This is a genomic window from Anaeromyxobacter sp. K (assembly GCF_000020805.1).
Taxonomy (GTDB): Bacteria; Myxococcota; Myxococcia; order Myxococcales; family Anaeromyxobacteraceae; genus Anaeromyxobacter; species Anaeromyxobacter dehalogenans.
Window position 1 is genome coordinate 2,764,385 of record NC_011145.1, and the last position, 25,160, is coordinate 2,789,544.

Annotated in this window: 23 protein-coding genes; 12 read left to right on the forward strand and 11 right to left on the reverse strand. The window is 77.0% G+C overall.

Going from position 1 to position 25,160, the window contains the following annotated elements; genetic code table 11:
* Positions 1 to 8: 8 nt before the first annotated feature.
* From ANAEK_RS12390 to ANAEK_RS12430, 9 genes are read left to right on the forward strand one after another with little or no spacing between them, the layout of a single operon-like run.
* Positions 9 to 635, forward strand: a complete 627-nt coding sequence (locus ANAEK_RS12390) for a FliH/SctL family protein (RefSeq protein WP_012526476.1) — start codon at positions 9 to 11, stop codon at positions 633 to 635.
* Positions 632 to 1,990 (forward strand): FliI/YscN family ATPase, encoded by a 1,359-nt coding sequence (locus tag ANAEK_RS12395; RefSeq protein ID WP_012526477.1) that lies wholly within the window; start codon positions 632 to 634, stop codon positions 1,988 to 1,990. Before ANAEK_RS12390 ends, ANAEK_RS12395 begins: the two co-directional genes overlap by 4 nt.
* Positions 1,983 to 2,552: a magnesium transporter MgtE N-terminal domain-containing protein gene (locus tag ANAEK_RS12400; protein WP_012526478.1), complete on the forward strand. Its 570-nt coding sequence runs from the start codon at positions 1,983 to 1,985 to the stop codon at positions 2,550 to 2,552. Before ANAEK_RS12395 ends, ANAEK_RS12400 begins: the two co-directional genes overlap by 8 nt.
* The gene (locus ANAEK_RS12405; protein WP_012526479.1) at positions 2,549 to 3,817 is read left to right on the forward strand and encodes a flagellar hook-length control protein FliK; all 1,269 of its coding nucleotides are present in this window, start codon (positions 2,549 to 2,551) and stop codon (positions 3,815 to 3,817) included. The genes ANAEK_RS12400 and ANAEK_RS12405 overlap by 4 nt, the downstream gene beginning before the upstream one ends.
* A gap of 8 nt (positions 3,818 to 3,825) precedes the next feature.
* Positions 3,826 to 4,503 carry a flagellar hook assembly protein FlgD gene (locus tag ANAEK_RS12410; RefSeq protein ID WP_012526480.1) on the forward strand — a complete coding sequence of 226 codons (678 nt, stop codon included), beginning with the start codon at positions 3,826 to 3,828 and terminating at the stop codon, positions 4,501 to 4,503.
* A gap of 33 nt (positions 4,504 to 4,536) precedes the next feature.
* Positions 4,537 to 5,823, forward strand: a complete 1,287-nt coding sequence (locus ANAEK_RS12415) for a flagellar hook protein FlgE (protein ID WP_012526481.1) — start codon at positions 4,537 to 4,539, stop codon at positions 5,821 to 5,823.
* Between the two features lie 41 nt (positions 5,824 to 5,864).
* A complete protein-coding gene (locus ANAEK_RS12420) occupies positions 5,865 to 6,101 on the forward strand; it encodes a flagellar FlbD family protein (protein ID WP_012526482.1) in 237 nt (78 codons plus the stop codon).
* Between the two features lie 2 nt (positions 6,102 to 6,103).
* Positions 6,104 to 6,889: a flagellar motor protein gene (locus tag ANAEK_RS12425; RefSeq protein ID WP_012526483.1), complete on the forward strand. Its 786-nt coding sequence runs from the start codon at positions 6,104 to 6,106 to the stop codon at positions 6,887 to 6,889.
* Positions 6,890 to 6,906: 17 nt separating this feature from the next.
* Positions 6,907 to 7,686, forward strand: coding sequence for a flagellar motor protein MotB (locus tag ANAEK_RS12430; RefSeq protein WP_012526484.1), 780 nt, complete (start codon positions 6,907 to 6,909; stop codon positions 7,684 to 7,686).
* A 9-nt stretch (positions 7,687 to 7,695) separates the two neighbouring features.
* Here the strand turns inward: ANAEK_RS12430 and ANAEK_RS12435 are convergent, their stop codons facing one another.
* The 8 genes from ANAEK_RS12435 to ANAEK_RS12470 all read right to left on the reverse strand — a co-directional run bounded on the left by ANAEK_RS12435 (position 7,696) and on the right by ANAEK_RS12470 (position 16,662).
* Positions 7,696 to 8,784, reverse strand: coding sequence for a chemotaxis response regulator protein-glutamate methylesterase (locus ANAEK_RS12435; RefSeq protein ID WP_012526485.1), 1,089 nt, complete (start codon positions 8,782 to 8,784; stop codon positions 7,696 to 7,698).
* A gap of 3 nt (positions 8,785 to 8,787) precedes the next feature.
* Positions 8,788 to 9,699, reverse strand: coding sequence for a protein-glutamate O-methyltransferase CheR (locus ANAEK_RS12440; protein WP_012526486.1), 912 nt, complete (start codon positions 9,697 to 9,699; stop codon positions 8,788 to 8,790).
* A complete protein-coding gene (locus ANAEK_RS12445) occupies positions 9,680 to 10,237 on the reverse strand; it encodes a chemotaxis protein CheW (RefSeq protein WP_012526487.1) in 558 nt (185 codons plus the stop codon). The genes ANAEK_RS12440 and ANAEK_RS12445 overlap by 20 nt, the downstream gene beginning before the upstream one ends.
* A 25-nt stretch (positions 10,238 to 10,262) precedes the next feature.
* Positions 10,263 to 12,116, reverse strand: coding sequence for a methyl-accepting chemotaxis protein (locus ANAEK_RS12450; RefSeq protein ID WP_012526488.1), 1,854 nt, complete (start codon positions 12,114 to 12,116; stop codon positions 10,263 to 10,265).
* Positions 12,117 to 12,203: 87 nt separating this feature from the next.
* Entirely contained in the window at positions 12,204 to 14,186 is a 1,983-nt protein-coding gene (locus ANAEK_RS12455) for a chemotaxis protein CheA (protein WP_012526489.1), read from the reverse strand.
* A gap of 10 nt (positions 14,187 to 14,196) precedes the next feature.
* Positions 14,197 to 14,565: a response regulator gene (locus ANAEK_RS12460; protein ID WP_012526490.1), complete on the reverse strand. Its 369-nt coding sequence runs from the start codon at positions 14,563 to 14,565 to the stop codon at positions 14,197 to 14,199.
* On the reverse strand, positions 14,558 to 14,851 hold the full coding sequence (locus ANAEK_RS12465) for an STAS domain-containing protein (protein ID WP_012526491.1): 294 nt from the start codon (positions 14,849 to 14,851) through the stop codon (positions 14,558 to 14,560). Before ANAEK_RS12465 ends, ANAEK_RS12460 begins: the two co-directional genes overlap by 8 nt.
* Before the next feature lie 17 nt (positions 14,852 to 14,868).
* Positions 14,869 to 16,662 carry a methyl-accepting chemotaxis protein gene (locus tag ANAEK_RS12470; RefSeq protein WP_012526492.1) on the reverse strand — a complete coding sequence of 598 codons (1,794 nt, stop codon included), beginning with the start codon at positions 16,660 to 16,662 and terminating at the stop codon, positions 14,869 to 14,871.
* Between the two features lie 587 nt (positions 16,663 to 17,249).
* Here ANAEK_RS12470 and ANAEK_RS12475 point away from each other — a divergent pair.
* The 3 genes from ANAEK_RS12475 to ANAEK_RS12485 are packed head-to-tail and all read left to right on the forward strand — an operon-like array spanning position 17,250 to position 21,618.
* A complete protein-coding gene (locus ANAEK_RS12475; protein ID WP_012526493.1) occupies positions 17,250 to 17,834 on the forward strand; it encodes a chemotaxis protein CheW in 585 nt (194 codons plus the stop codon).
* On the forward strand, positions 17,831 to 20,548 hold the full coding sequence (locus ANAEK_RS12480) for a methyl-accepting chemotaxis protein (RefSeq protein WP_012526494.1): 2,718 nt from the start codon (positions 17,831 to 17,833) through the stop codon (positions 20,546 to 20,548). The genes ANAEK_RS12475 and ANAEK_RS12480 overlap by 4 nt, the downstream gene beginning before the upstream one ends.
* Positions 20,548 to 21,618: a chemotaxis response regulator protein-glutamate methylesterase gene (locus ANAEK_RS12485; RefSeq protein ID WP_012526495.1), complete on the forward strand. Its 1,071-nt coding sequence runs from the start codon at positions 20,548 to 20,550 to the stop codon at positions 21,616 to 21,618. The genes ANAEK_RS12480 and ANAEK_RS12485 overlap by 1 nt, the downstream gene beginning before the upstream one ends.
* A 6-nt stretch (positions 21,619 to 21,624) precedes the next feature.
* Here ANAEK_RS12485 and ANAEK_RS12490 read toward each other — a convergent pair whose 3' ends face one another.
* The 3 genes from ANAEK_RS12490 to ANAEK_RS12500 are packed head-to-tail and all read right to left on the reverse strand — an operon-like array spanning position 21,625 to position 25,086.
* Positions 21,625 to 22,104 carry a chemotaxis protein CheD gene (locus ANAEK_RS12490; protein WP_012526496.1) on the reverse strand — a complete coding sequence of 160 codons (480 nt, stop codon included), beginning with the start codon at positions 22,102 to 22,104 and terminating at the stop codon, positions 21,625 to 21,627.
* A complete protein-coding gene (locus tag ANAEK_RS12495; protein ID WP_012526497.1) occupies positions 22,101 to 22,907 on the reverse strand; it encodes a protein-glutamate O-methyltransferase CheR in 807 nt (268 codons plus the stop codon). Before ANAEK_RS12495 ends, ANAEK_RS12490 begins: the two co-directional genes overlap by 4 nt.
* A gap of 1 nt (position 22,908) precedes the next feature.
* Positions 22,909 to 25,086: a chemotaxis protein CheA gene (locus ANAEK_RS12500; RefSeq protein ID WP_012526498.1), complete on the reverse strand. Its 2,178-nt coding sequence runs from the start codon at positions 25,084 to 25,086 to the stop codon at positions 22,909 to 22,911.
* Positions 25,087 to 25,160: the final 74 nt, after the last annotated feature.

The following is a 25,160-nucleotide window of genomic DNA, read 5'->3' on the forward strand; positions in this document are numbered from 1 at the left end:
CCCTCGCCATGACCGGCACGCCCAGACCTCCCGCCTTCCTCGCCGCGCACACCGCGGCGCCCTCGATGCGGGCAGCGCCGTTCGCGGTGGCGGCGACCGCGGCCGCGCCGGCCGCGGCGCGCCCGGCGGAGCCCCGGGCCGCCCCGCCGGCGGAGCCGCCCCCCCCGCCCGCCCCCGAGGCCCCCGCCGTGGAGGCGCTGCGCGCCGAGGCGCTCGAGCGGGTGGCGCACGCGGTCGAGGTGCTCCGGCTCCAGGCCGGCCGCCTGGCCGAGCAGGCCCGGACCGATGCGCTGGAGGTCGGCTTCCAGGTGGCGCGCCGCATCCTCGAGGCGGAGGTGAGCACCTCGCCCGAGGCGCTGTTCGCGCTGGTGCGCGCCGCCCTGCGCAAGGCCGGCGGGTCGCGCCGCGTGACGGTGCGGCTGCACCCGGACGACGTGCCCCGGGTCGCCCCGGCCGCCGCCGCCGAGGCCGCCGGGCTCTCGGCCGGCGCGATCGAGATCGCCGGCGACGCCTCGCTCGAGCGCGGCGACTGCGTGGTGGACACCGACTTCGGCCGGGTGGACGGCCGCCTGCGCACGCGGCTCGAGGAGCTGCACCGCGCCGCCCAGGCGGCCGCGGAGGAGGAGGTCGCGTGACCCTGCTGGATCGCGACGCCCTCGCCCGCGCGCTCGCCGAGGCCGATCCCACCCCGCTCACCGGGACGGTGGTGCGGGCGGCCGGCCTGCTCGTCGAGGCGCTCCTCCCCCAGGTGCCGGTGGGGACGGCCTGCGAGATCCACGCGCAGGACGGCGCGGTGGTGCTCGCGGAGGTGATCGGGTTCCAGGGCGGCACGGCGCGGCTCATGCCGCTGTCCGGGATCCAGGGCGTGGCGGAGGGCTGCGCGGTGGTGCCGCGCGCCAGCGCGGATCGCATCGCGGTGGGCGAGGCGCTGCTCGGCCGCGTGGTGGACGCGTCGCTCCGCCCGGTGGACGGCGGGGCGGTGCCCATGCTGCGCCAGCGCACCGCGCTGCACGCCTCCCCGCCGCCCGCGCTCTCGCGCCGCCGCGTGGAGCGGGCCGTCCCGCTCGGCATCCGCGCGGTGGACGCGTGCCTGACGGTCGGCGAGGGCCAGCGCATCGCGGTGATGGCCGGTCCGGGCGTGGGCAAGAGCGTCTTGCTCGGGATGCTGGCGCGCTCCGCCACCGCGGACGTGGTGGTGGTCGGGCTCATCGGCGAGCGCGGCCGCGAGGTGCGCGAGTTCGTGGAGCGCGACCTCGGGCCGGGCCTGGCCCGCGCCGTGGTGGTGGTGGCCACCAGCGACGCCTCGCCGCTCGAGCGCCTGCGCGCCGCCATGGCGGCGACCGCGGCCGCGGAGTGGTTCCGGGGCCGCGGCCGGCGGGTGCTCCTGCTGGTGGACTCGCTCTCGCGCGTGGCGCAGGCGCAGCGTGAGATCGGCCTCGCCGCGGGCGAGCCTCCCACCACCCGCGGCTACCCGCCGTCGGCGTTCGCCATCCTGCCGCGGCTGGTCGAGCGCGCGGGCAACGACGCCGGCCCGGGCAGCATCACCGCGTTCTACACGGTGCTGGCCGAGGGCGACGACCACGCCGGCGATCCCATCGCCGACGCCGCGCGCGCCACGCTGGACGGTCACCTGGTGCTCTCGCGCCGCCTGGCCGAGTCCGGCCACTTCCCGGCCATCGACGTGCTCGCGTCGGTGTCGCGCGTGATGAACGACATCGTTCCGGCGGAGCACCGCGCCCTGGCCCGCGAGGCGCGCGAGGTGCTCTCGGCGCACCGCGAGGCCGCCGACCTGGTCGAGGTGGGCGCATACGCGGCGGGGTCGAACCCGCGCGTCGACCGCGCGCTCCGCTGCATCGAGCCGCTGCGGGCGTTCCTCCGCCAGGACCCGGCGGAGCGGACCCCCATGCCCGAGGCGCTGGAGCGCCTGGCGCGGCTGCTGGCGCCACCCGCGGCAGCCCCGCCCGCGAGGAAGGAGGCGGCGCATGGCTAGCCCCGTCGTGCTGGCCGGCCTCGCGGCCGCGCTGCTCGCCGCGGAGGCGCCGCCCGCGGCCCCGGCCGCGCCCGCGCCGGTGCCGCCGGCCCTCTCCGGGCGCGCGCTCGGGGAGGAGCTGCAGCGCGCCGCCCGCGACCGCCGCGTGGAGCAGGCGGCGCTCGCGCAGGAGCGGCAGCGGCTCGAGGCGCTCGCCGCCGAGATCGAGCGCGCCCGCGCCGCGCTCCGCGAGGAGACCGCGCGGCTGCAGGCGCTCGCCGCCGCCGCCGCGAAGGCCCCGGCGGCGCCCCAGGCGGCCCAGCCGCGCAGGCCCGCCGCGCGCACCGCCGGCCTGCGCCCCGGCGCGAGGCCGCCGCCCACGCCCGCGGGCGTGGCGGCGCGCACCGTGCGCAACCTGCGCCCGGAGCAGGCCGCGGCCATGCTCGCCCACCTCGATCGCGCCGCCGCCGCCGCCATCCTCCGCGAGATGCGGCCGGCCGACGCGGCCGCGGTGGTGGACCGGATGGCGCCCGACGCCGGCGCCGAGCTGCTCACCCTCCTCGCCAGGAACCCCGCGCCATGACGCCAGGACCGATCCTTCCCGGCGCGCCGTCCGGCGGCGCCCCGGCGCCGCGGGCGATGCGCCCCGGCGACGCCGACCCGCGGTTCGAGGACGCGCTCCGCGCCGCCCATCCCGCCGCGGAGATCGCCGAGCCTCCGGCGGCCCGCGGACACGCCCGCGCCCCGGGTCGGGAGCCCGCCGGCGCCGGTCGGCGCAGGTCCGACGACGCCGCGCCGGCCGCCATGGCCGAGGCGCTCCCGCCCGCGACCCTGGTGGTGCAGGCGGCCCAGGCTGCCCAGGCCGCCCAGGTCGCCGCCGCGCACCGGCAGACGCCCGGCCCTTCCGCGTCCCCGCGAGCACCTTCGCCCGCCGCCGTCCGCTCCGGGCTCGGCCGCGCGATCGCCGGCCCGGGCGCCCCGCCCGTCGAGGCGAGCCCGGAGGCACCGGCGCCGCGCGGGGCCGCCCACAGGTCTCCCTCCGCCGCGGGGCCGCAGGCCGGCCCGGGACAGGCCCTCGCCGCCAGCTCGCGCCACGCCGCCCCGCCGGTGCGCGCCGCGGTCCGTCGCACGCCCGGCGCGGCCCCGCACGCCTCCGCCGCCGGCGTCCCCGGCGCGCCCCCCGTGCACGCCGCCCTCGCGGCGCGCCTCCCCGACGCCGAGACCGGCCTCCCGTCGACCCGCGCCGCCGCCGCGAACGGTCGGCGCCGCGCCCCCGCCGCGCCCACCGAGCGCGACGCCGTCCACCGGCCCGCCGGCGCGCCGGACCCGGCCGGCCCGGGCCCGCTCGGCGGCGCAGCCTCCGCGAACCGCGCCGCGGAGCCCGGGCCGGCAGCCGGCGCCGAGGCCCCGCGCGCCCCGCTCCCGCCGCTGCCGCCCGAGCCCGCCGAGCCGGTGGTGGCCGGCGCGCTGCTCCCGGCGGCCGCCCACCTGCGGGTCCGCTCCGACGCGCTCGGCGACCTCGCGCTCCACCTGCGGATCGCCGACGGGGCCGCCCACGTGCGGGTGGAGACCGCGTCGGCGGCCGCGCTCGAGGCGCGCGCCCCGGAGCTCGCCCGCGCGCTCGCGGCCGAGGGGCTGGGCCTCGCCCGCCTCGAGGTGGAGCCGCGCGCCGCCGCGCCGGCGGCGCCGTCCGCCGGTCCGGGCGAGCAGCGCTCCGCCACCACCGGCGGCGGCGGCGACCGGTCCGGAGGCCGCGAGCGCGAGCCCGCCGCGCCGTTCCCCACCCCCTCCACCGCCCCCGCGCGCGCCGCCCGCGCGCGCCGGGGCGCCCACGACGTCACCGCCTAGGAGCCCGCGTGTCCACCTCCCCCGTCACCAGCGCCCTGGGCGCGCTCCCGCAGGCCGGGCAGGCGCCCGCGCCCGCCTCGAGCGCGCTCGGCAAGGACGCGTTCCTGAAGCTCCTCACCACCCAGCTCCAGCACCAGGATCCGCTCTCCCCCATGGACAGCCAGGCGTTCGTGGCGCAGCTCGCGCAGTTCTCGTCGGTCGAGCAGCTCGGCGCGCTCGGCGACAAGCTCGACACGCTCGCCATGGCGCAGGCCTCGTCGAACCAGCTCGGCACCGCCGCGCTGGTGGGCAAGGAGGTCCTCTTCCGCGCCGACCGCGTCCGCCTCGACCCGGGCGGCCCCGCACGCTTCGAGGTGACGCTCCCGGCCGAGGCCGGCGAGGCGGTGGCGATCCTGGCGGACGCGAGCGGCCGGGTGGTGCGGACGCTGCAGCTCGGCGCGCGCGACGCCGGCACGTTCCAGGTGAGCTGGGACGGGCGCGACGCGTCGGGCGAGCCGCTCCCCGCCGGCGACTACCTGCTCACCGTCTCCGCCACGCGGACCGACGGCACCGCGCTCGACGCGGCGACCAGCCTGCGCGGCACGGTCACCGGCGTGACCTTCGAGAACCAGGCGCCCGAGCTGCTGGTGGGCGGGCGCCACGTGAAGCTCTCCGACGTCCTCCAGCTCGCCGCCCCCGCGGCCTGATCCCCAACGCCCAGCCGCACGAAAGGAAGCCCCATGTCCCTCCTCACCGCGCTCTCCTCCGGCACCACCGGCCTCCAGGCCTCCTCGCTCGAGCTCTCGGTGGTCGGCGACAACATCGCCAACGCCAACACCGTCGGCTTCAAGTCCGGCCGCGCCGCCTTCGAGGACGCGCTCTCGCAGAGCGTCATCGGCGGCACCGGGCAGATCGGCCTCGGCTCACGCCTCGCCGGCGTGCAGAAGATCCTGACCCAGGGCGCGCTCGCCTCCACCGGCCTCGCCACCGACCTGGCGCTCCAGGGCAACGGCTTCTTCGTGGTGCGCGGCGCGCACGCCGGCCAGACCGGCACGTTCTACACGCGCGACGGCCAGTTCACGGTGGACGACGACGGCTACCTGGTGAACCTGGAGGGCCTGCGGGTGCAGGGCTTCCCCGCCGATCCCTCCGGCGCGCTGGCCGGCCTGCCCGACGACCTGCTCGTCGGCACCGCCTCCGCGCAGCCGCGCGCCACCACCCGGCTCACGCTCAAGGCGAACCTCCAGGCCGACGCGGCGGTCCCGACCGCCGCATGGGATCCCGCCAACCCCGGCGCCACGTCCAACTTCTCCACCACCATGACGGTGTACGACGCGCTCGGCGCCGGCCACGCGGTCCAGGTCTACTTCCGCAAGACCGGCGACGGCGCCTGGGACTGGCACGCGCTCACCGACGGCGCCGGGGTGGCCGGCGGCACCGCGGGGCAGCTCACCCAGATCGCCGGCGGCACGCTCGCGTTCGGCGACGGCGGCGAGCTCACCTCCATGACCCAGACCTCGAGCTTCACCCCTGCCGGCCAGGCCGCGCCCCAGCCCCTCGACTTCTCCTTCGGCGATCCGACCTCCGCCGGCGGCACCGGCCTCGCCGGCGTGACCCAGTTCTCGGCCACGTCCGCGAGCACCTTCATCGGCCAGGACGGCTACGGCTCCGGGCAGCTCGCCTCCGTCCGCGTCGGGCCGGAGGGCGTCATCTCCGGCGTGTTCACCAACGGGCAGACCCGCGTGCTCGGCCAGGTGGCGGTGGCGGGCTTCGCCGCGCCCGACCAGCTCGACCGCGCCGGCGGCAACCTGCTCCAGCAGACGCCCGGCTCCGGGCAGCCGGTGGTGGGCGCGGCCGGCTCCGGCGGGCGCGCGTCGGTCGTGGCCGGCTCGCTGGAGCAGTCCAACGTGGACCTGGCCGAGCAGTTCGTGCGGCTCATCGCGGCCCAGCGGGCCTTCCAGGCCAACTCCAAGACCATCACCACCGCCGATCAGCTCCTCTCCGAGCTCATCGCGATGAAGCGCTAAAGGGGACCGGCCGGCGTGCCGATGACCGTGCGGGAGCGCCCATGATCGTCCTCACGCGCCTCGACGGGAAGCCGCTCGTCGTCAACGCCGACCGGATCCTCACCGTCGAGGCCACGCCCGACACCGTCCTGCTGCTCGACGGCGGCCTGCACCTGATGGTGCGCGAGCCGCCCGACGAGGTGGTCGAGCGCGTCGTCGCGTTTCGCCGCCGGATCGCCGCGGGCCCGGCGCGGCCCGGCGGGCTGGTCGCGCTCCCCCGCCCCGCGCCCGAGGAGTAGCCATGGACGTCACCACCATCGCCGGCATCTTCGCCGCCGTGGGCCTGATCCTGCTGGGCCAGGCGCTGGAGGGCGGGCACGTCGGCTCGCTCCTGCAGGCCACCGCGGCGCTGATCGTGTTCGGCGGGACCCTCGGTGCGGTGCTGGTGGCGTTCCCCCGGCGCGACGTGGGCAGGGCGCTCTCGCAGCTCAAGCTGGTGTTCGCCGAGCGCAAGGTGGACCTGGGCGCGCTCTCGCGCGAGCTGGTGGAGTACGCCGGCGTGGCGCGCCGCGACGGCGTGCTGGCGCTGGAGGCGAAGCTCCCCGGCATCCCGGACCCGTTCCTGCGCCGGGCGCTGCAGCTCGTGGTGGACGGCGTGGACGCGTCGGTGAGCCGCTCCACCCTCGAGGCCGCGGTCGACGCCGAGTACGAGGAGCACGCGGTCGGCGCGAAGGTGTGGGAGGCGGCGGGCGGGTTCGCCCCCACCATCGGGATCCTCGGCGCCGTGCTCGGGCTCATCCACGTGATGGAGAACCTGTCGGATCCCTCCAAGCTCGGCGGCGGCATCGCGGTGGCGTTCGTGGCCACCGTCTACGGCGTGGGGAGCGCGAACGTCCTGTTCCTCCCGTTCGCGACCAAGATGAAGCGCAAGCTGGGGGCGGAGCGCGACCGCAAGACGCTGATCACCGAGGGCGTGCTCGCCATCCAGGAGGGCATCAACCCGCGCGTGCTGGAGGAGAAGCTGCGCGCCTACTCCGGGGAGCCGCCGGCCGAGCGCGACGCCGAGCCCCGGCGCAAGGCCGCGTAGCGGCCGCTGGAGGAGCCATGGCCCGCCGCCGCCGCGAGGAGGAGCACGAGAACCACGAGCGCTGGCTGGTGTCCTACGCCGACTTCATGACCCTGCTGTTCGCGTTCTTCGTGGTCATGTACGCGGTGTCGCGCGTGGACAACAAGCGCGTCGTCCAGGCCACCGAGTCGATCCGCTGGGCCATGCACTTCTCCGGCACCGGCGGGACCGGGGCGCTGCCGCTGTTCGACGGGCCGCCCAGCGAGGGCGGCGGGCCCGCGCTCGAGGCCGGCACCAGCATGCGCCAGGAGCACCGCGGCATCGAGCTGCTCCGCAAGCGCATCGAGCGGCGCGTGCGGCCGTTCGTGATGGAGCGCCGCCCGGTGCCGGTGGTGTCGGTGCTGGTGGAGGGGCGCCGGCTCACCGTCCGGCTCGCCGCCACCGAGTTCTTCGACCCGGGCCAGGCGGCGCTCCGGCCCCAGGCGCTGGCCCTGCTCGACGCGATCGCGGCCGAGGTCGTGCCGCTCGAGCGCCCGCTCCGCGTGGAGGGGCACACCGACGAGACGCCGGTGGGCAGCGGGGGGCGGTGGATGAGCAACTGGGAGCTGTCGGCGGCGCGCGCCGCGACGGTGGTCGGCTACCTGGAGCAGGCGCACGCGGCCCGGCCCGCCCTGCTCGCCGCGGTCGGCCTCGGCTCCGCGCACCCGCTCTCCACCGACGCGACCCCCGAGGCGCACGAGCGCAACCGCCGCGTCGAGCTGGTGCTCGAGCTCGACCCGCACGACGAGCTGCTCGGGGCCGCGGCCGCGGAGCGCTAGCCGCGCGGCTCAGCGGCACAGCCGCAGCAGCTCGGGCGGGATGGCCGGCAGCGGGAGCACGCGGTCCGCCGCGCCCAGCCGGATGGCCTCGCGCGGCATGCCGAACACGACCGAGGTGGCCTCGTCCTGCGCGATGGTGTCGGCGCCCATGCGCTTCAGCTCGGCCAGGCCGTGCGCCCCGTCGTCGCCCATCCCGGTCATGATGACGCCCACCGCGTTCCGGCCCGCGTAGCGCGCCGCGGATCGGAACAGCACGTCCACCGAGGGGCGGTGGCGGGACACCAGCGGGCCGTCCCGCACCTCCACGTGGTAGCGGGCGCCGCTGCGCCGGAGCAGCGTGTGCCGGTTCCCGGGCGCGATCAGCGCCCGCCCCGGCACCACCGCGTCCCCGTCGGCGGCCTCCTTCACCGCGACCGCGCAGAGCCCGTCGAGGCGGCGCGCGAAGGCGGCGGTGAAGACCTCCGGCATGTGCTGCACGATCACCAGCCCGGGCGCGTCCCCCGGGAGCGCGGCGAGCAGCTCGCGCAGCGCCTCGGTCCCGCCGGTGGAGGCGCCCACCACCACCACCCGCTCGGTGGTCTGAAGCACCGCATCCGGGCGCGGGCGGGCCAGCACGGCGTCGGCGGTGAGCTTCGGCTGCACCAGCGGCGCGCCGGCCCGCGGCCGGCCGAGCCGGGCCCGGGCGGCCGCCTTGACCGCGTCGCAGAGGCGCACCCGCGACTCCTCCAGGAACCGCCGCGTCCCGACGCGCGGCTTCGCCACCACGTCCACCGCCCCGCACTCCAGCGCGCGCAGGGCCGGCTCGGCGCCGGCCGTCGCCAGGCTGGAGCAGATCACCACCGGGATCGGGTGCTGCGCCATCAGCCTGCGCAGGAAGGTCAGCCCGTCCATGCGCGGCATCTCGATGTCGAGCGTGATGACGTCGGGCGCCTGCCGGCGCATCCGCTCCGCCGCGGCGTACGGATCGCCGGCGGCGCCGATCACCTCGATCCCGGCGTCGGAGGCGAGCACCGCCGTGAGCGTCTCGCGCACCAGCGCCGAGTCGTCCACCACCAGCACGCGCACGCGCCGCGCGGGGCGCTCCGGCCCGGGCGGCATGCGCTAGCCGTCCTCCCGCCGGCGGTAGACGGTCGGCGCCACCGGATCGAACGGCACCTCCAGCCCGGCGATGCTCTCCGCGTGTCCCAGGAAGAGGAAGCCGCCCGGGGCGAGGACGCGCGCGAACTGGAGGAGGACCCGCTCCTGCACCGACCGCTCGAAGTAGATGAACACGTTGCGGCAGAAGATCACGTCCATCCGGTCGCGGAGCCGGTAGTCGGGGTCCAGCAGGTTGAGCTGCTCGAGCGCGACGAGCTCGCGCACCCGCTGGCACACCCGGACGACCTGCGGATCCCGGACGCTGCGCAGCAGGTAGCGCCGCCGCAGCGCGAGCGGCACGGGCCTGACCTGCGCCTCGGTGTACTCGGCGCCGCGCGCGCGCTCGAGCACGCGGGTGGAGAGATCGGTGGCGAGGATCCCGAAGCGCAGCCCGGCCGCCTGCCGCGCGGCCTCGAGCAGCACCATCGCCAGCGTGTACGGCTCCTCGCCGGTGGAGCAGCCGGCGCTCCACAGCCGGAGCGGCCGCCGCGTGCCCGCGCCGCGCTCCGCGGCGAGCGCCGGCAGCACGTCCCGGACCAGGAGCTCGAAGTGGTGCGGCTCGCGGAAGAAGTCCGTCTTGTTGGTGGTCACGTGATCCACCATCCGGACCACCTCGTCGCCCGCCGCGCCGCCCAGCACCTGCTCGCAGTACTCGCCGAAGCCGGCGAGCCCCAGCTCGCGGACGCGCCGCCCCAGCCGCGACTCCAGCAGCGTCCGCTTCGAGGGGGGCATGCGGATGCCGCAGCGCCCCTCGATGAACGCGCTCAGGCGCGCGAAGTCGCGCGGCGAGAGCGCGGGCGGCCCGGCGAGCCGGCTCGCCGCCGGCCCCGTCGGGCCGCCGTCCGCCCCGCGCCGATCAGCCCGCGAGCCCTGCATCGCCCACCCGCTCCGCCCCGGCGCCGTCCGGCGCCGCGCCCGGAGGGACGCCCGCGCCCAGCGGCTCCGTCAGCGCGCGCAGCCCGTCCTCCGCGAGCACCCGCTCGATGTCGAGGATCACGAGGAACTGGTCCTCGCGCCGGCCCATCCCGCGGATGAAGGCGGTGTCCACCCGCGCGCCCATCCGCGGCGGCGGCGCGATGGCGGCAGGATCGAGCTCGATCACCTCCTGGACCGAGTCGGCCAGGGCGCCGAGCACGAGCGGCTCGCCGTCGGCCGTGACCTCGGTGATGACGACGCAGGTGTCGATGGTCCGCTCCGTGGGGGAGAGGCCGAGCTTCAGGCGCAGGTCCACCACCGGGACGATGTCGCCCCGGAGGTTGATCATGCCGCGCAGGAACTCGGGGGTGCGCGGCACCTTGTTCACCCCGGTGAACTCGAGCACCTCACGCACCCGCTCGATCTCGACGGCGTAGTGCTCGCCGTCGAGCGTGAAGGTCAGGTACTGCTGGCTTCGGGTCGAGGCCGACGCGTCCATGGCGTTCTCCGGTCGGGCGGGGCGCTCAGTACGCCTGGTAGCCCGGTTCCGGCTCCGGGGTCTCGGCGAGCTCGATGCGGACGCCGGCCTCGGACGGCGCGGCGACGGGCCGGGCCGGCTTCGGCGCCGCCGGCGTCGCCCGGGGCGCGGGCCGAGCCGGGGCGCTCGGGGCCTTCGAGGCCTTCGCGGCGTGCAGGGCCGGCGGGGCGGCCGGTCGCGCCGGCGCCGCCGCGCGCGCCGCGGCACGCCCGCCGCCGTCCGCGAGGCGGAAGAACGCGATCAGCTCCTGCAGCTTCACCGCCTGGGCGGTCAGCTCCTCCGCGGTGGAGCTCATCTCCTCGGCGCCGGCCGCGTTCTGCTGGATCACCTGGTCGAGCTGCTGGATGGCCTTGGAGATCTGGGCGGCGCCGGTGTCCTGCTCGCGGCTCGCGGCGCTGATCTCCTGCACCAGCTCGGAGGTCTTCTGCGCCTCGGGCCGGATGCGCCCGAGCAGCTCCCCCGCCTTCTCCGCCACCGACACGCTGCTCGCCGACAGCTCGCTGATCTCCCCGGCCGCCTTCTGGCTGCGCTCGGCGAGCTTGCGCACCTCGGAGGCGACCACCGCGAAGCCCTTGCCGTGCTCGCCCGCGCGCGCCGCCTCGATGGCGGCGTTCAGCGCGAGCAGGTTCGTCTGCCGGGCGATCTCGCCGATGATCGAGACCTTGCCCGCGATCTGCTTCATGGCCTCCACCGTGCGGGCCACCGCCTCGCCGCCCTCGGCCGCGACGCCGGCCGCCTTCGTCGCGAGCTGCTCGGTCTGCGAGGCGTTGTCCGCGTTCTGCCGGATGTTCGATCCCATCTCCTCCATCGACGCGGAGATCTCCTCGATCGACGAGGCCTGCTCGGTGGCGCCCTGGCTGGTCTGCTCGGACGCGGCGCTGAGCTGCTCCGAGCCCGCCGCCACGCCGTCCGCGGCCACCTTCACGCCCTGCACGACCTCGGTGAGCCGGTGCACCATCTCGGAGAGCGCGCGGAGCAGCTCGTCCTTGTCCGAGCGCGCCTCGAGCCGGACCTGCAGGTTGCCGCCCGCGACCTCCTGCGCCGCCCGCGTGATGCCGCCGAGCGCGTGGTTCATCGCCGCGAACGCGCGGGCGAGGACGCCCACCTCGTCCTTGCGGTCCTCGCGGAGCTGGACGTCCAGATCGCCGATCGCCATCCGCTCCGCCGCGGTGACCATCGCCCCGATGGGCCGGCTGATGGTGCGCGCGACGAGGATCCCGAGGCCCACCGCGAGCAGCATGGCGGCCAGGGCGATCACCAGCATCAGCCGGTTGGCCCGCGCGGCCAGCGCGTCGTTCGCCTCGCTGGTCTGGCGCGCGACCTCGTCGTTCGCGTCCAGCATCGCCTGGAGCGCCGCGCGCTCGGCCTCGAACGCGGTCGCCAGCTCCCCGCGCAGCACCTCCTGCGCGCGCTGGTCCTCGCCCGCCCGGATGTGCGCCGCCACCCGGTCGCGGGCGGCCGAGTACGCGCGGTGCAGCCCCTCCAGCTCCGCGAACTCCTTGCGGTCCGCGTCGCTGGAGAACGTCTCCGGGTAGCGCTTCATGCGGTCCTGGAAGCGCGCCTCGTACGCCTCCAGCTTCGCGAGCGGCGCCTCGCGCGCCGAGCGGCTGCTCTCGCCCAGCGCGTCCTGGAGCTCGGACTTCTGGCCGCGGTAGCTCGCGACCATCTCCGCGAGGTACTTCAGCGACAGGGTGCACTTGTGGTAAAGGAAGCTGTCGGCCGCGTTCAGGTCCTTGAGCTCCTTGTACCCGACCCCGCCGACCACCCCCGCCATCAGCGCGACCAGGGTGAACCCGACGAGCAGCTTCGCGGTGATCCCGAGGTTCTCGTACCAGCGCATGCGGTCTCCGTTGCGTCGCGCGCGAGGGCGAGCGGCGCGGCTGCGCCGGCCCCACCGAGGGGCCGGCGTCCTGCGGTCGACTTCGCCTCACGCGGCGCGGGCCGCGTGCTCCTTCAACAGCGCCGCGACGTCCAGGATGGGCGCGACGCTCCCGTCGCCGAGGATGGTGGCGCCGGAGAGACCCTTCACGCTGCGGAACATCTGCCCCATCGACTTGATGACGGCCTGGAGCTGGCCGGCCACCTGGTCCACCGCCAGGCCGCAGCGCCCGGCCTCGGTCCGCACGATCGCGATCTGCTCGTGGTCCGGCCGCGCCCCGCGCACCTCGAACACCTCCCGGAGCCGCAGGTACGGGACGAGCTCGCCCCGCACCGGCGCGAGGTGCGCCCCGCGCGCGGCCTCCACCTCCGCGGCGGTGAGCCCGACGCACTCCTCCACCGCCGCGAGCGGCAGCACGTAGCTGCCCCCGCCCACCTCCACCAGCAGCCCCTCGATGATCGCGAGCGTGAGCGGCAGCTCGATGCGAAGCGCCGTGCCGGCCCCGGGCGCGCTCTCCAGGGCCACGGTGCCGCGCAGCGCCTCGACCGACCGCTTCACCACGTCCATGCCGACGCCGCGCCCGGAGACGCTGGTGACCGTCCGCGCGGTGGAGAAACCGGGCTGGAACACGAGGTTGAGCAGGTCCGCGTCGCCGACGCGCGCGCCGGGCTGCAGCAGGCCGCGGGCCTCGGCCCGCGCGCGCACCGCCGCCGGGTCGATGCCGGCGCCGTCGTCGCGGACCTCGACGACCACGCTGCCGCCCGCCTGGCGGGCCGAGAGCGAGATGGTCCCGCGCGGCGGCTTGCCGGCGGCGCGCCGGGCCTCGGGCGTCTCGATGCCGTGATCGCAGGCGTTCCGGATCACGTGCACGAGCGGGTCCCCGAGGCGCTCGATGACGGTCTTGTCGAGCTCCGTCTCGGCGCCCTCCGTCACCAGCTCGATCTCCTTCCCGAGGTCGGCCGCGAGGTCGCGCGCCACCCGCCGCAGGCGCCCGAACGCCGTGCCGATGGGCACCATGCGGAGGTCGAGCGCGGTGTCGCGCAGGTCGGCGGTGAGCCGCTCCAGCCCCTCCGACACCGCGCCCAGCTCCGCGTCCTCCCCCTGCGCGGCGAGCCGCGCCAGCCGGGACTGCGCGGTCACCAGCTCGCCCACCAGGTCCACCAGGTGGTCGAGCTTGGCCGCCGCGACCCGCACGCTGGAGGCCGCCTCGGCCGGCCGCGCCGGGCCGCCGGTGGAGCGCGCGACCTCCCCGGCCCCGGCCGCCAGGGCCGGGCCGGGCGCGGCAGGCGCGGCCTCCGCGTCGGGGAGCGCCTGGACGCGCAGCGTGCAGCGGTCCTCGACGAAGGCGAAGACGTCGCGGATGGCGTCCTCGCCGCGGTCGGTGGTGAGCGTCACTTCCCAGGCCAGGTGGCACCGCTCCGGCGCGAGGTCCTCCAGGCGCGGGATCCCGTCGGTCCGCGCCACCACCACGCAGGGGCCGAGCGTCGACAGCTCGTCGAGCAGCCCCAGCGGATTGGTGCCGTTCTCGAACAGGTCCGGGCCGGGCTCGAAGGCGATGCGCCAGGCGCGCGGCCCGAGGGCCGCTGCGTCCCCGGCCGCGCCGCAGCCGGCGTCGGCCAGCTCGCCGCCGGCCGGCGCCGGCGCCCCGGCCTCCGCGTCGGGCGCGAGGGCCCGGTAGGCCGCCACGAGGCGGTCGCGCTCGCCCCCGTCCCCGCCGCCCTCGCCGTCCAGCATGCTGCGGACCAGGTCCTTGCCGGCGAGCGCGAGCCCGATCAGCTCGCGGGTGACGGCGAGCCGCCCGCCGCGGACGTGCTCGAACACGGTCTCCAGCTCGTGGGTGAACGCCGCCACCTCGTCGAAGCCGAACATCGCGCCCGAGCCCTTGATCGTGTGCAGCGCGCGGAAGGCGCGCGACACGAGCTCGGCGTCGTCCGGCGCCTGCTCCAGCTCGAGCAGGGTGGCCTCCAGCTCCGCCACCCGCTCGCCCGCCTCCTCGCGGTAGCTCGCCGCCAGCTGCTCCAGGGAGCGCATCGCGTCCTCCTCAGGCGCCCAGCAGGCGCGCGGCCACGGCGAGGAGCTGCTCGGGGGTGAACGGCTTCACGATCCAGCCGGTGGCGCCGGCGGCCTTCCCCTCCAGCTTGCGCGCCTGCTCCGACTCGGTGGTCACCATCACCACCGGCGTGAGCCGGTGCGCGGGGTCGGTGCGCACCGCGCGGATGAGCCCGACGCCGTCGAGGTTGGGCATGTTGAGGTCGGTGAGCACGAGCTGCACCGGGCGCGCCGCCAGCTTCGTGAGCGCGTCCTGCCCGTCCACCGCCTCCAGCACCTCGTACCCCGCCCCGGTGAGCACGACCCGCTCGGCGAGCCGGACGCTCGCGGAGTCGTCCACGACGAGCACGCACCTAGCCATCTCGATCCTCCACGTCCAGCCAGCTTCCCTCGGGCGCGCGATCGAGCCCGGACCGCGCCACCGCGGCCGCGAGCGCCTCGCTGCGCGCGTCGAGCCCGAGCCGCACGCCGCGCGCGGCGGCGCTGCGCGCGGCGGCGCACAGCACCTGCAGCCCCGCCGCATCCGCCGACGCGACCGCCCCGGCGCCCAGCGCGAGATCCTCCCCGCGCTCGAGCGCCTCGAGCAGCAGCGCCCGGAGCGCCTCCGCCCGCGCGATCGTCAGGTCCTCCGGCAGCTCGATCCGCATCCCGCTCCTCCCGCTCCTCAGAACAGCTCGACGTTCGCGCCCAGGTCGTGGGCCGCCGCCGGCGGCGCGACGCCCGCCGCGGCCGGCGGCGCCGCCTCGCCCGTCACGCGCGCGTGGACGTCGCGCTCCGACGACATGGTGTAGCGCTCCAGCGCGGCCCGCCCGCCCGCCCGCGCCGCGGGCGCGGCCGCGCCGGCCCCCTCCGCGGCGCGCGCGCCGGCGCTCGCGAGCTCCCGCTCGAGCGCGTCCAGCCCGCGCGAGATCTCGAGCTGCCGCTCCAGCCGCGCCGCGACCTCGTCCACCTCCCGCCGCAGCGCCGCGCTGTCCTCGCGCAGGCGCCGGGTGCCGTCGGCGAGCGCGAGGTGCTGCGCGCCCAGCCGCGCGACGAGCGCGCCCATCGCCTCCGCGAGCGCCTCGCCCTCGGACGCGGCCGCGGCCGCGCGGTCCACCTCGAGCGCCGCGGCGGCCGCGGTGATCGCGTCGAGCGACGCGGACACCTCGTCGGTGCGCCGCACCACCTCCGCCGCGACCACCTGGATCTCGCGCGCGAGCACGGCCAGCACGCGCCCGCCGACGCCCGCCCGCTCCGTCTCCACCAGCGCGTTCAGCGCGATGATCTTCACCGCGTGCCCGATGGCCCGGGTCGCGCGGACCTGCTCGGCGATCCCGCCCACCGCCTCGGCGACCCGCCGCGCCGAGTCGGCCCCGGCGCGCGCCTGCGCCAGGTGCTCGCCGAGCGTGCGGGTCGCCGCGCCCACCCCGCGCTCCACCCGCGCGATGGGAGCGCCCTCGGCCCCGTCGCCCGCCACCTGCCCGAGCTCGCGCCCGAGCGCGTCGGCGCGCGACGCCATGGCGCGCAGGCTCTCGCAGATGCCCTCCAGCGCCTCCAGCAGCCGCGCCCGCGCCCCGGCCACCTGCGCACCGGTCAGCCGGCACACCCCCGCCGCCTCGGCGAGCCACGCCGCCGGCTCGGGGGACCTGCCCGCCGTCTCGCCGGCGTCCGCGTCGAAGGCGCGCAGGACCTCGGCCACGTGCTCGAGGATCTGGCGGGTGGCGTCGTGCCCCTGGAGGCCGACCACCACGCTGGCCGCGCTCCCGGCGATCCCGACCGACGCGTCCGCCGCCCCGGCCACCACGCGGGCCTGCGCGGCGGCGAGCGCCCGCAGCGCCGTGAGCGCCTGGCGCGTGTCGCCCAGCATCCGGTCGGACCAGGCCCGCTCGCGCCCTGCGAACGCGTCGGCGGCGACGCGGGCCGCCCCGACCGCCTGCGCGAGGTCGCCTGCGCGGGCGACCATGGCCGCGAAGCGCGCCTCGACCTCGTCGGCGAGGCGGCGCACGTCGGAGGCGACCGTCTCCACGCCCGCGTTCGGGACCGCCGCCCGGCAGTTCTCGATCCGCGTGTTCACCCCGAGCGCCCGCAGCGTGCGCGGCACGTCCGCGAGGGCCCCGCCCGCCGCGGCGAGCACGTCCGCGCGCGCGCCCACCCCCTGCAGCGCCTCCCGCTGGCGCGCGGCGCCGGCCCGGCTCTCGCCCAGGTACGAGGCGAGCCGCTCGAGCGCCGGGGCCAGCTCCGCCGCGGGGTCGGCGTCGCTCCCGGCCCCGCCCGGCCCCGCGGCCCGGCGGGCCGCGTCCACCATCCCGCGGGCCCGCCCCTCCAGCGCGCCGAGGCGATGGCCCGCCTCGAGGAACACGTCCTCCGAGCCGTCGAGGAGCGCAGAGAGGCGCTCGGCCACGCCGCGCAGCTGCGCGCGGGTCGCCTCGAGCAGTGCCGCCGGGGTCTCCGGCGCCGGTCCGGACGGAACGGCTTCCATGCGCTCGCTCATCCTCCACGCGCCGAGATCGCCGCGTCGCGCCGCCCCGGCACCGGCCGGGGGGGCCGAGCGCCGCGTTCAGCACCGCCCGTGCCACGGCCGGCGCGCGCGCCGGAATCGCGCGGCGTCGCACGCGCCAGCGTCGCCGGCGCATGGCGGCGCCGCCTTCACCCCGGGTTCATGGACGCGGTGCGCGGCGACCCGCCCGCCCCGGCCGCGGCGCCGGCGCGAGAGCGGCCCCCAGCGCGAGGATCCGGCGGGCGCCCCGCGCGCACAGTGAAACGCACCCCGGAGTGGAGGCGGCCCCAGCCGCGGGCGCGCGCCGCCCGGGGCGAGCCGCGCGACTCGGGTGTGTCGCCACCCGCGGCGCACGCGCCCGCAGGCGCCGCGCGCGTCGCGTTCCTGACGCCGCCGCGGCCCCGGCGCGCGCATCCGGCCGCGGCTCGGGGCGGGCGCGCCGGTCCCGTGGCGCGCGCCGGCCGCTCGCGGCCCGCTGGCACGCCGGGTGCTCCATCGCGGCGCGGAGCTCGCGGCGCCAGGACCGCGGCGCGGCCGCGACGCCGCGAGACGAGACGGGAGGATCGCACGTGACGACGGAGCTGGCGAAGGCCGACGGAGCGGCGGGCACGGCCACCGAGCTGGGCCGCCGCCTCGCCGGGAAGTACATGACGTTCCAGCTCGCGCGCGAGGAGTACGGGATCGAGATCCTCACCGTGCGCGAGATCATCGGGCTGCTGGAGATGACCCGCGTGCCGCGCACGCGCGACTTCATCCGCGGGGTCATCAACCTGCGCGGCAAGGTCATCCCGGTCATCGACCTGCGCCTCAAGTTCGGCATGGAGCGGTGCGAGCCCTCCGATCAGACCGTGATCATCGTGGTGCACTGCGCGGTGGACGGCAGGCCGCTCACCATGGGCCTGCTGGTGGATCAGGTGCTCGAGGTCCTCTCCATCGGCCCGGCGATGATCGAGCCGACGCCCGCGCTGGGGCAGGCCGCGCCGGAGGAGGACTTCATCCTCGGCGTCGGGAAGCACGATCGACGCATCGTGTTCCTGCTCGACATCGCTCGGATCCTCTCCTCGGACGACGCCCGCGAGCTGGGCCGCGCGTCCGCCGCCGGCGCGCCCGCCGGCGTCACCCCTGGCCCCGAGACGACGGGAGACCTGCCATGAAGACCCGCAACACCAACAACGGGAAGCTCATCTTCGCGGGGTTCCTCGCCGCGAACATCCTGGCGGTCGCCATCGGCGCCACCTCCTTCTTCACGGTGCGGCGCCTGTCGGGCTCGCTCACGGCCGTCACCAACCAGGAGCTGCCCGCGGCGCTGGCGCTGGCGCGGGTTCGCGCGGCGGTCAACGGCGTGATGCGCGCCGCCAACGGGATGATGAGCCCGCGGATCTCCGGGGACGCCGAGACCCGCGAGGCCGTGTTCACGCTGGCGGAGGGCTCGCTGCGGGACCTCGCCCAGGCCAGGCAGGTCTTCGACGGGCTCACCCACGCCGCCGCGGAGCGCGACGTGTGGGGGCGCGTGAGCGGGTCGCTGGATGCCTGGAACGGCCTGGTCGCGGCCTACGTGGACGCGGTCCGCCGGCGCGAGACGCAGCTCACCCCCGAGGCCGACGAGCGCTGCTGGATCCTGTACCAGCGGCTCCGCGGCAAGCAGGTCGAGTTCGCGCCGCTGCTCGACGGGATGATCGAGGCGTCCGCGAAGGACGCGCAGGCGCTCGAGGCGGAGTCCGCCGTGGCGGCGGGCCGCAGCCAGCTCACGGTCGCGGTCCTGGTGATCGCGGGCTCGATCGCGATGCTGGCCATCGCGTGGCTCCTCGCCCGGCGCGTGTCGCGGGCCATCGGCGCCATGGTGACCGAGACCGGCCGCCTCTCGGCGGCGGTCGAGGCGGGGCGGCTGGACGTGCGAGGGGACCTCGCGCGCGTCGACCCCGACTTCCGCCCGGTGGTGCAGGGGATCAACGCCACCATGGACGCGTACGCGCGCCCGATCCGGATGGCCGCCGACTGCGTCACCCGCATCGCGCAGGGCGACATCCCCGAGCCCATCACCGACCGGTACGAGGGCGACTTCGACCGCATCAAGGAGGCGCTCAACGGCTGCATCGCGAGCCTCTCCGGCGTCCTCGGCGCCATGGAGGCCACCGGCCGGGCCCAGGACGAGGGGGACATCGAGGCGTTCGTCGAGGAGGAGCGGTTCCAGGGCGCCTACCGCCGCGTCGCGGCGAGCATGAACGCCGGGCTCCGCACCCACGTCTCGGCGATCCTCGAGATGCTCTCCACGTTCGGCGCCTACGGCGAGGGCGACTTCGAGCCGAAGCTGGCCCCGCGCAAGGGCAAGCAGGCGGTCGCGAACGAGACCTGCGACCGGATCCGCGACAACCTGCGCGCGGTCGCCGCCGAGGTCCGGGCGCTCACCGCCGCGGCCGCGGAGGGGCGGCTGTCCACCCGCGCCGACGCCGCCCGCTTCCAGGGCGACTGGCGCACGCTGGTCGAGGGCGTCAACGGTACGCTCGACGCGATCGTCGGCCCGCTCAAGGTGGCGTCGAACGTGGTGGACGAGATCTCGCGCGGCGCGATCCCGCCGCCGGTGGCCGAGGCCTGGTCCGGCGACTTCGTCCGCCTGAAGGATCACCTGAACGGCTGCATCGCCGCGGTGAACCTGCTGGCTGCCGACGCGAACCGGCTCGCCGAGGCCGCGGTGGCCGGCAGCCTCGACGCGCGCGCCGACGCCGCGCGCCACCAGGGCGACTTCCGGCGCATCGTGGAGGGGGTGAACCGGACGCTGGACGCCGTCCTCGCGCCGGTGGAGGAGGCCGCCGGCGTGCTGGAGAAGCTGGCGCGCCGCGACCTGCGCGCGCGGGTCCAGGGCACCTACCAGGGCGGCCACGCCCGCATCGCCGACTCGGTGAACGGCACGGCGACGGCGCTCCACGACGCGCTCGCCCAGGTGCACGAGGCGGTGGAGCAGGTGTCCAGCGCCGCCGCGCAGATCGCCGCCTCGTCGCAGGCGGTGGCGTCCGGCGCCTCGCAGCAGGCCTCCTCGCTGGAGCAGACCTCCAGCTCGATCGAGGAGGTCTCGGGCATGACCAAGCAGTCCTCGGACAACGCGCAGCAGGCGAACCAGCTCGCGGTCACCGCGCGCGGCGCCGCGACCGAGGGCGCGACCGCGGTCGAGCAGATGCAGGGCGCCATGGCGCGCATCAAGGCGTCGGCCGAGGGCACCGCGCAGATCATCAAGGACATCAACGAGATCGCGTTCCAGACCAACCTGCTCGCGCTCAACGCGGCGGTGGAGGCGGCCCGCGCGGGCGAGGCCGGCCGCGGCTTCGCGGTCGTCGCCGAGGAGGTGCGCTCGCTCGCGCTCCGCTCCAAGGAGGCGGCCAACAAGACCGAGGCCCTCATCCGCGACTCGGTGAAGCAGGCCGGCGAGGGCGAGGTCACCGCGCGGCACGTGGCCGCCAAGCTGGGCGAGATCGTGCAGGGCATCGGCAAGGTCACCGACATCGTCTCGGAGATCGCGGCCGCCGCCCGGGAGCAGTCCACCGGCATCGAGCAGGTGAACAAGGCCATCGCCGAGATGGACAAGGTCACCCAGCAGAACGCCGCCTCGGCGGAGGAGTCGTCGTCCGCCGCCTCGGAGCTGTCCGGGCAGTCGGAGGAGCTCGCGGCGATGGTGGGCGCGTTCCAGCTCGACCGCTCGCAGCGGCAGGCGGCGCCGCGCCGCCCCGCCGCCGCGCCGGTCCGCTCGCCCCCCGCGGCGCCGCCCGGCGCCCGCCCGCGCTCCGGCACGAACGGCGCAGGCGCGCTCGCGAGCTCCCGCGCGCTGGCGGAGCAGGCGTTCCCCATGGACGACGACGCCGAGATCCGGGACTTCTAGTGGAGGCCCCGCGCCCCCCAGGGACCGGACCCCGGCGCGTCCGGGTGCTGGTGGTGGACGACTCCGCCGTGGTGCGGAACGTCTTCCAGCAGGAGCTCTCGGCCGATCCGGAGATCGAGGTGGTGGGGACGGCGCCGGATCCGTTCGCGGCGCGCGACCTCATCCTGGAGCGCTCGCCCGACGTGATCACGCTGGACGTGGAGATGCCGCGCATGGACGGCCTCACGTTCCTCCACAAGATCATGCGCTACCGGCCCACGCCGGTGATCGTGGTGTCGTCGCTCACGCCCGCCGGCGGCGCGCTCGCGCTGGAGGCGCTCGCCGCCGGCGCCTGCGACGTGATGTGCAAGCCCGGGGCGGCGTACTCGGTGGGCGAGATGACCGCCGACCTGGTGGAGAAGGTGAAGGAGGCGGCCGCGGCCGGCGTGCGCGCGCCCGCGCCCCTGCCGCCGCCGGCGCGCGCCGCGACGTCGTGCGCCCTGTCCCGGACCACGCACCAGGTGGTCGCCATCGGCGCCTCCACCGGCGGCACGGTCGCCATCGAGCGGATCCTGGTGGCGCTCCCGCCCAGCGCGCCCGGCATCGTGATCACCCAGCACATGCCCGAGCTGTTCACCCGCTTCTTCGCGAAGCGCCTGCGCGACCAGTCCGGCCTCGACGCCCGCGAGGCGCAGGGCGGCGAGTCGGTGGTGCCCGGGACGGTGCTGGTCGCGCCGGGCAACCGGCACATGCTCCTCCGGCGGTCCGGCGCCCGCTACGTGGTCGAGGTCAAGGACGGGCCCCGGGTGAACCGGCACCGACCCTCGGTGGACGTGATGTTCCGCTCGGTGGCCCGCACCGCCGGGCGCAACGCGGTGGGGGTGATCCTGACCGGCATGGGCGGCGACGGCGCCCAGGGCCTGCTCGCGATGCGCGAGGCGGGCGCGCGCACGGTCGCGCAGGACGAGGCATCCTGCGTGGTGTACGGGATGCCGAAGGTCGCGGTGGAGGCCGGGGCGGTGGAGCGCACCCTCCCGCTCGACCGCATCGCCCCGGAGCTCCTGCGGCTCACCGACGGCGCGCTCCCCTGAGCGGGGTCACAGCGGCGCGATCTCCTCGCCCGACTGCACCGTCACCCGGCCCGAGTCCAGGAACAGGCGCACCGTCCGCGAGCGCGCGCCGCCCACGTCCTCCGCCGCCACCGCCACCCGCGCGCGGCGCAGGATGCGCCGCATGGCGGCGTGGTTGCGCCGGCCGATGTCGAAGACGCCGTACAGGTCGTTGAAGCTCCCGCCCCCCGCCGCCTTGACCACCAGGTCCTCCTTGCGGCAGCCGCGGGCGTACAGCCGCTCGAAGAGCAGCGGGATGCCGGTGTCGGCGAACGTGCCCGGCGCGCCGCGCGCCCGCTCCGGGGAGAGCGCGGAGGTGGGGAGCTGGAAGTGCAGCATGCCGCCGACGTGGCGGCCGGGATCCCAGGCGACGAGCGCGATGCACGAGCCCAGCCCGTGCGTCACGATCACGCCGCCCGGCTCACCCGTCACCACCAGGTCGCCGATGCCCACGGTGACGAGGCTCACGTGGCCTCCGGCATCCGGTACACCGAGGGGCGCTCGCTGCGCAGCCGCGTGGGGATCCCCGCCAGCGTCTCCGAGTGGCCCACGAACAGCGGGGCGCCCGGGCGCAGCAGGCGCTCGAGCTCCTCGACCAGCCCCGCGCGCATGGGCCGGTCGAAGTAGATCATCACGTTCCGGCAGAAGATCGCGTCGAGCGGCCCGCGCATCGGGTAGGGGTGCTCGGCCAGGTTGAGGCGGCGGAGCACCACCCGCTCCCGCAGCCGCGGGACCACCTCGTGCAGCGTCGATCCGCCGGGCCCGGGCCGCGCCGCGAGGAACCGCGCCCGCAGCGCCGCCGGGATGGCGGCCACCTCCTCGTCCGCGTAGGTGGCCTCCGCCGCGCGCGCCAGCACGCGGGTGGAGAGATCGGTCGCGAGGATCCGCCAGTCGCAGCCGTCGAGCTCGGGCTCGAGCACCATCGCGGCGGTGTAGGGCTCCTCGCCGGAGGAGCAGCCGGCGCACCACACCCGGAAGCGCCGCTGTCCCGCCCGGCGTGCGACGCGCACCGACTGCACCAGCGCCTCGAAGTGATCGGCCTCGCGGAAGAAGTGGGTGAAGTTGGTGGAGATGGCGTCCAGGAACCGCACCAGCTCGTCGCCGCCCTCCGCCTGCAGGTGCGCCAGGTACTCGCGCTCGGTGGAGAGGGCCAGCTCCCGGAGGCGCCGCGCGAGCCGCGCCTCCACCAGGGCCGCCTTGCCCGGGCGCAGGAAGATCCCGGCCCGCTCGTGGGCGATGCGCTGGAAGCCCTGGTACGTCTCCGCGTCCACCCTAGGCCCCCGCCGCCAGCCGGGCGCCGCGGTCGGCCGCCGCGTCGCGCGACGCGAGCCCTGCCAGCCGGTCCACGTTCAGGATCAGCCCCACCCGGCCGTCGGAGAGGATCGCCGCGCCGGAGAGGAAGTCCGTGTCGCCGAGGCCGCTCCCCAGAGGCTTGATCACCACCTGCTGCTGGGTGACCACGTCGTCCACCACCAGCCCCACCTTGCGACCCAGCCCCTCGACCACCACCACCCGCAGGTCGTCGGCGCCCGCGGCGCGCTCGCGCGCGCCGAGCAGGCGGTGCAGGCGCAGGAGCGGCAGGATCTCGCCGCGGACGTCGATCACCTCGCCGCGCCCCGCGGCGCGCCGGATCGTGTCATCGGCCGGCCGCAGCGACTCGACGATCGAGAGGCTGGGCAGGATGTAGGTCTCGCCCCCGCAGGAGACGAGCATGCCGTCGATGATGGCGAGGGTGAGCGGGAGCACCAGCCGGAACGTGGTCCCCCCGCCCGCGCGCGACGCGACGGTGACGCGGCCGCGCATCCCCTCGACGTTGCGCTTCACCACGTCCATGCCCACGCCGCGCCCGGAGATCTCGGTGACCTTCGCCGCGGTGGAGAAGCCGGGCAGGAACACCAGCCCGTGGACCTCGGCGTCGGACAGCTCCTGCCCGTCGCCCACCAGCCCGCGCTCGCGCGCCTTGCGCAGGATCCGGTCGCGCTGCAGCCCCCGGCCGTCGTCGGCCAGCTCCACCACGATCGACCCGCCCTCGTGGTAGGCGGCCAGGCGCAGGACGGACCGCGCGGCCTTCCCCGCGGCCAGGCGCTCCGCCTCCGGCTCGATGCCGTGGTCGAGCGCGTTCCGCACCAGGTGCACGAGCGGGTCCTCGATGCGCTCGACCATGCTGCGGTCCATCTCGGTGTCCTCGCCGGAGGTCTCGAGGACCACGTCCTTGCCGGTCCTGCGCGAGAGATCCCGGACCAGGCGCGCCATCTTCTGGAACGCGCCGCGCACCGGGACCATGCGCATCCGCATGGCCACGTTCTGCAGGTCGCGGCTGATCTTGGTCATCTGGTTGAGCGAGTTGCGCAGGCGCAGGGAGGCGACCGCCGCCAGCTCCGGCGCGTGCACCACCATCGACTCGACGATGATGAGCTCGCCGATCATCTCCACCATCGAGTCCACCCGCTCGAGATCCACCTTCACCGTCTCGCGGAGCTGACCCCCGCCGTGCGGCGGCGGCGAGGGCGCGGCCGACGCGGGCTCGGCCGCCGCCTCCGGCTCCGCGACGGGCGCGGGCGTCGGCGGCGCGGGCGCGGGCCGAGGCGGCGGGTTCGCCGCGGGCGGAGCCGCGACGGCGACGGGGCCCGCGGCCAGGTTCGCGGCCGGAGCCGCGGCGGCGACGGGGGCCGCGGCCAGCTCCGTGGCAAGCGGCACGGCCGGCGCCGTCCCCCCGCCCGCCGCCTCCGGCGCCGCCTCCGCGGCCGCGCTCACCGCCGCGATCCGCGCCACCAGCCCCGGCACGCGCGCGTCCGGCAGGAGGTCCGCGCGCGCGTCCACCGCCTCACGCAGCCGCTCCAGCAGGCTCCGGAGCGCGGCGGTCGCCTCGAACGTCACGTCGAAGGCCTCGCCGGCCAGCGCCGCGCGGCCGCTGCGCACGTGGTCGAGCAGCGTCTCGGCCGTGTGCGCGAGCGAGACGATCTCGCCGAGCTCCAGGAACCCGGCCACGCCCTTGATGGTGTGGAAGACGCGGAACAGCGCGTTGGTGCGGTCCGGATGCGGCCCGTCTCGCTCCACCGCGAGCAGCGTCTCGTCCGCGCGGGCCAGGCCGTCGAGCCCCTCCTCCAGGAAGTCGCCGATGAGCTCGAGCGTGTCCGCGTCGCGGCTGGCCCGCGCCGCCGGCGGCAGCGCCTCCGCCGCGACGGGCCGCTCCACCTCGCCGCCGCCGAGCAGCGCCGCGAGGCGGGCCAGCGCCGCCGCGGCCCCGCCGGCGTCGCCGCCGTCGCTCCCGTCCAGCGCGCGGCCCAGCGCGCCGGCCTCCGCGGCGAGCGCGCCGTCGAGCGCACCCGCGGCGGTGGCCGCGGCCAGCGCCCGCGAGACCTCGCAGAGCGACGCCGGGTCGGCCGCATCCGCCGCCACCACCGCGGCCGCCAGCGCCTCGCGCGCGTCGTCCCCTGGTCCTCCGGACATCCCGTCCTCCGATCGCTCCCGGCGCCGCGCCCTGGCCGTGCCGGTGTCGACCCGCACGCCGTTGCAGCGCGCGT

Coding starts and splice junctions, on each gene's coding strand:
- ANAEK_RS12460 (WP_012526490.1), bottom strand. CDS start 14,565: ATGGCTAGGTGCGTGCTCGTCGTGGACGACTCCGCGAGCGTCCGGCTC.
- ANAEK_RS12440 (WP_012526486.1), bottom strand. CDS start 9,699: ATGCAGGGCTCGCGGGCTGATCGGCGCGGGGCGGACGGCGGCCCGACG.
- ANAEK_RS12430 (WP_012526484.1), top strand. CDS start 6,907: ATGGCCCGCCGCCGCCGCGAGGAGGAGCACGAGAACCACGAGCGCTGG.
- ANAEK_RS12390 (WP_012526476.1), top strand. CDS start 9: ATGACCGGCACGCCCAGACCTCCCGCCTTCCTCGCCGCGCACACCGCG.
- ANAEK_RS12450 (WP_012526488.1), bottom strand. CDS start 12,116: ATGCGCTGGTACGAGAACCTCGGGATCACCGCGAAGCTGCTCGTCGGG.
- ANAEK_RS12435 (WP_012526485.1), bottom strand. CDS start 8,784: ATGCCGCCCGGGCCGGAGCGCCCCGCGCGGCGCGTGCGCGTGCTGGTG.
- ANAEK_RS12415 (WP_012526481.1), top strand. CDS start 4,537: ATGTCCCTCCTCACCGCGCTCTCCTCCGGCACCACCGGCCTCCAGGCC.
- ANAEK_RS12425 (WP_012526483.1), top strand. CDS start 6,104: ATGGACGTCACCACCATCGCCGGCATCTTCGCCGCCGTGGGCCTGATC.
- ANAEK_RS12480 (WP_012526494.1), top strand. CDS start 17,831: ATGAAGACCCGCAACACCAACAACGGGAAGCTCATCTTCGCGGGGTTC.
- ANAEK_RS12445 (WP_012526487.1), bottom strand. CDS start 10,237: ATGGACGCGTCGGCCTCGACCCGAAGCCAGCAGTACCTGACCTTCACG.
- ANAEK_RS12420 (WP_012526482.1), top strand. CDS start 5,865: ATGATCGTCCTCACGCGCCTCGACGGGAAGCCGCTCGTCGTCAACGCC.
- ANAEK_RS12465 (WP_012526491.1), bottom strand. CDS start 14,851: ATGCGGATCGAGCTGCCGGAGGACCTGACGATCGCGCGGGCGGAGGCG.
- ANAEK_RS12470 (WP_012526492.1), bottom strand. CDS start 16,662: ATGGAAGCCGTTCCGTCCGGACCGGCGCCGGAGACCCCGGCGGCACTG.
- ANAEK_RS12405 (WP_012526479.1), top strand. CDS start 2,549: ATGACGCCAGGACCGATCCTTCCCGGCGCGCCGTCCGGCGGCGCCCCG.
- ANAEK_RS12400 (WP_012526478.1), top strand. CDS start 1,983: ATGGCTAGCCCCGTCGTGCTGGCCGGCCTCGCGGCCGCGCTGCTCGCC.
- ANAEK_RS12455 (WP_012526489.1), bottom strand. CDS start 14,186: ATGCGCTCCCTGGAGCAGCTGGCGGCGAGCTACCGCGAGGAGGCGGGC.
- ANAEK_RS12500 (WP_012526498.1), bottom strand. CDS start 25,086: ATGTCCGGAGGACCAGGGGACGACGCGCGCGAGGCGCTGGCGGCCGCG.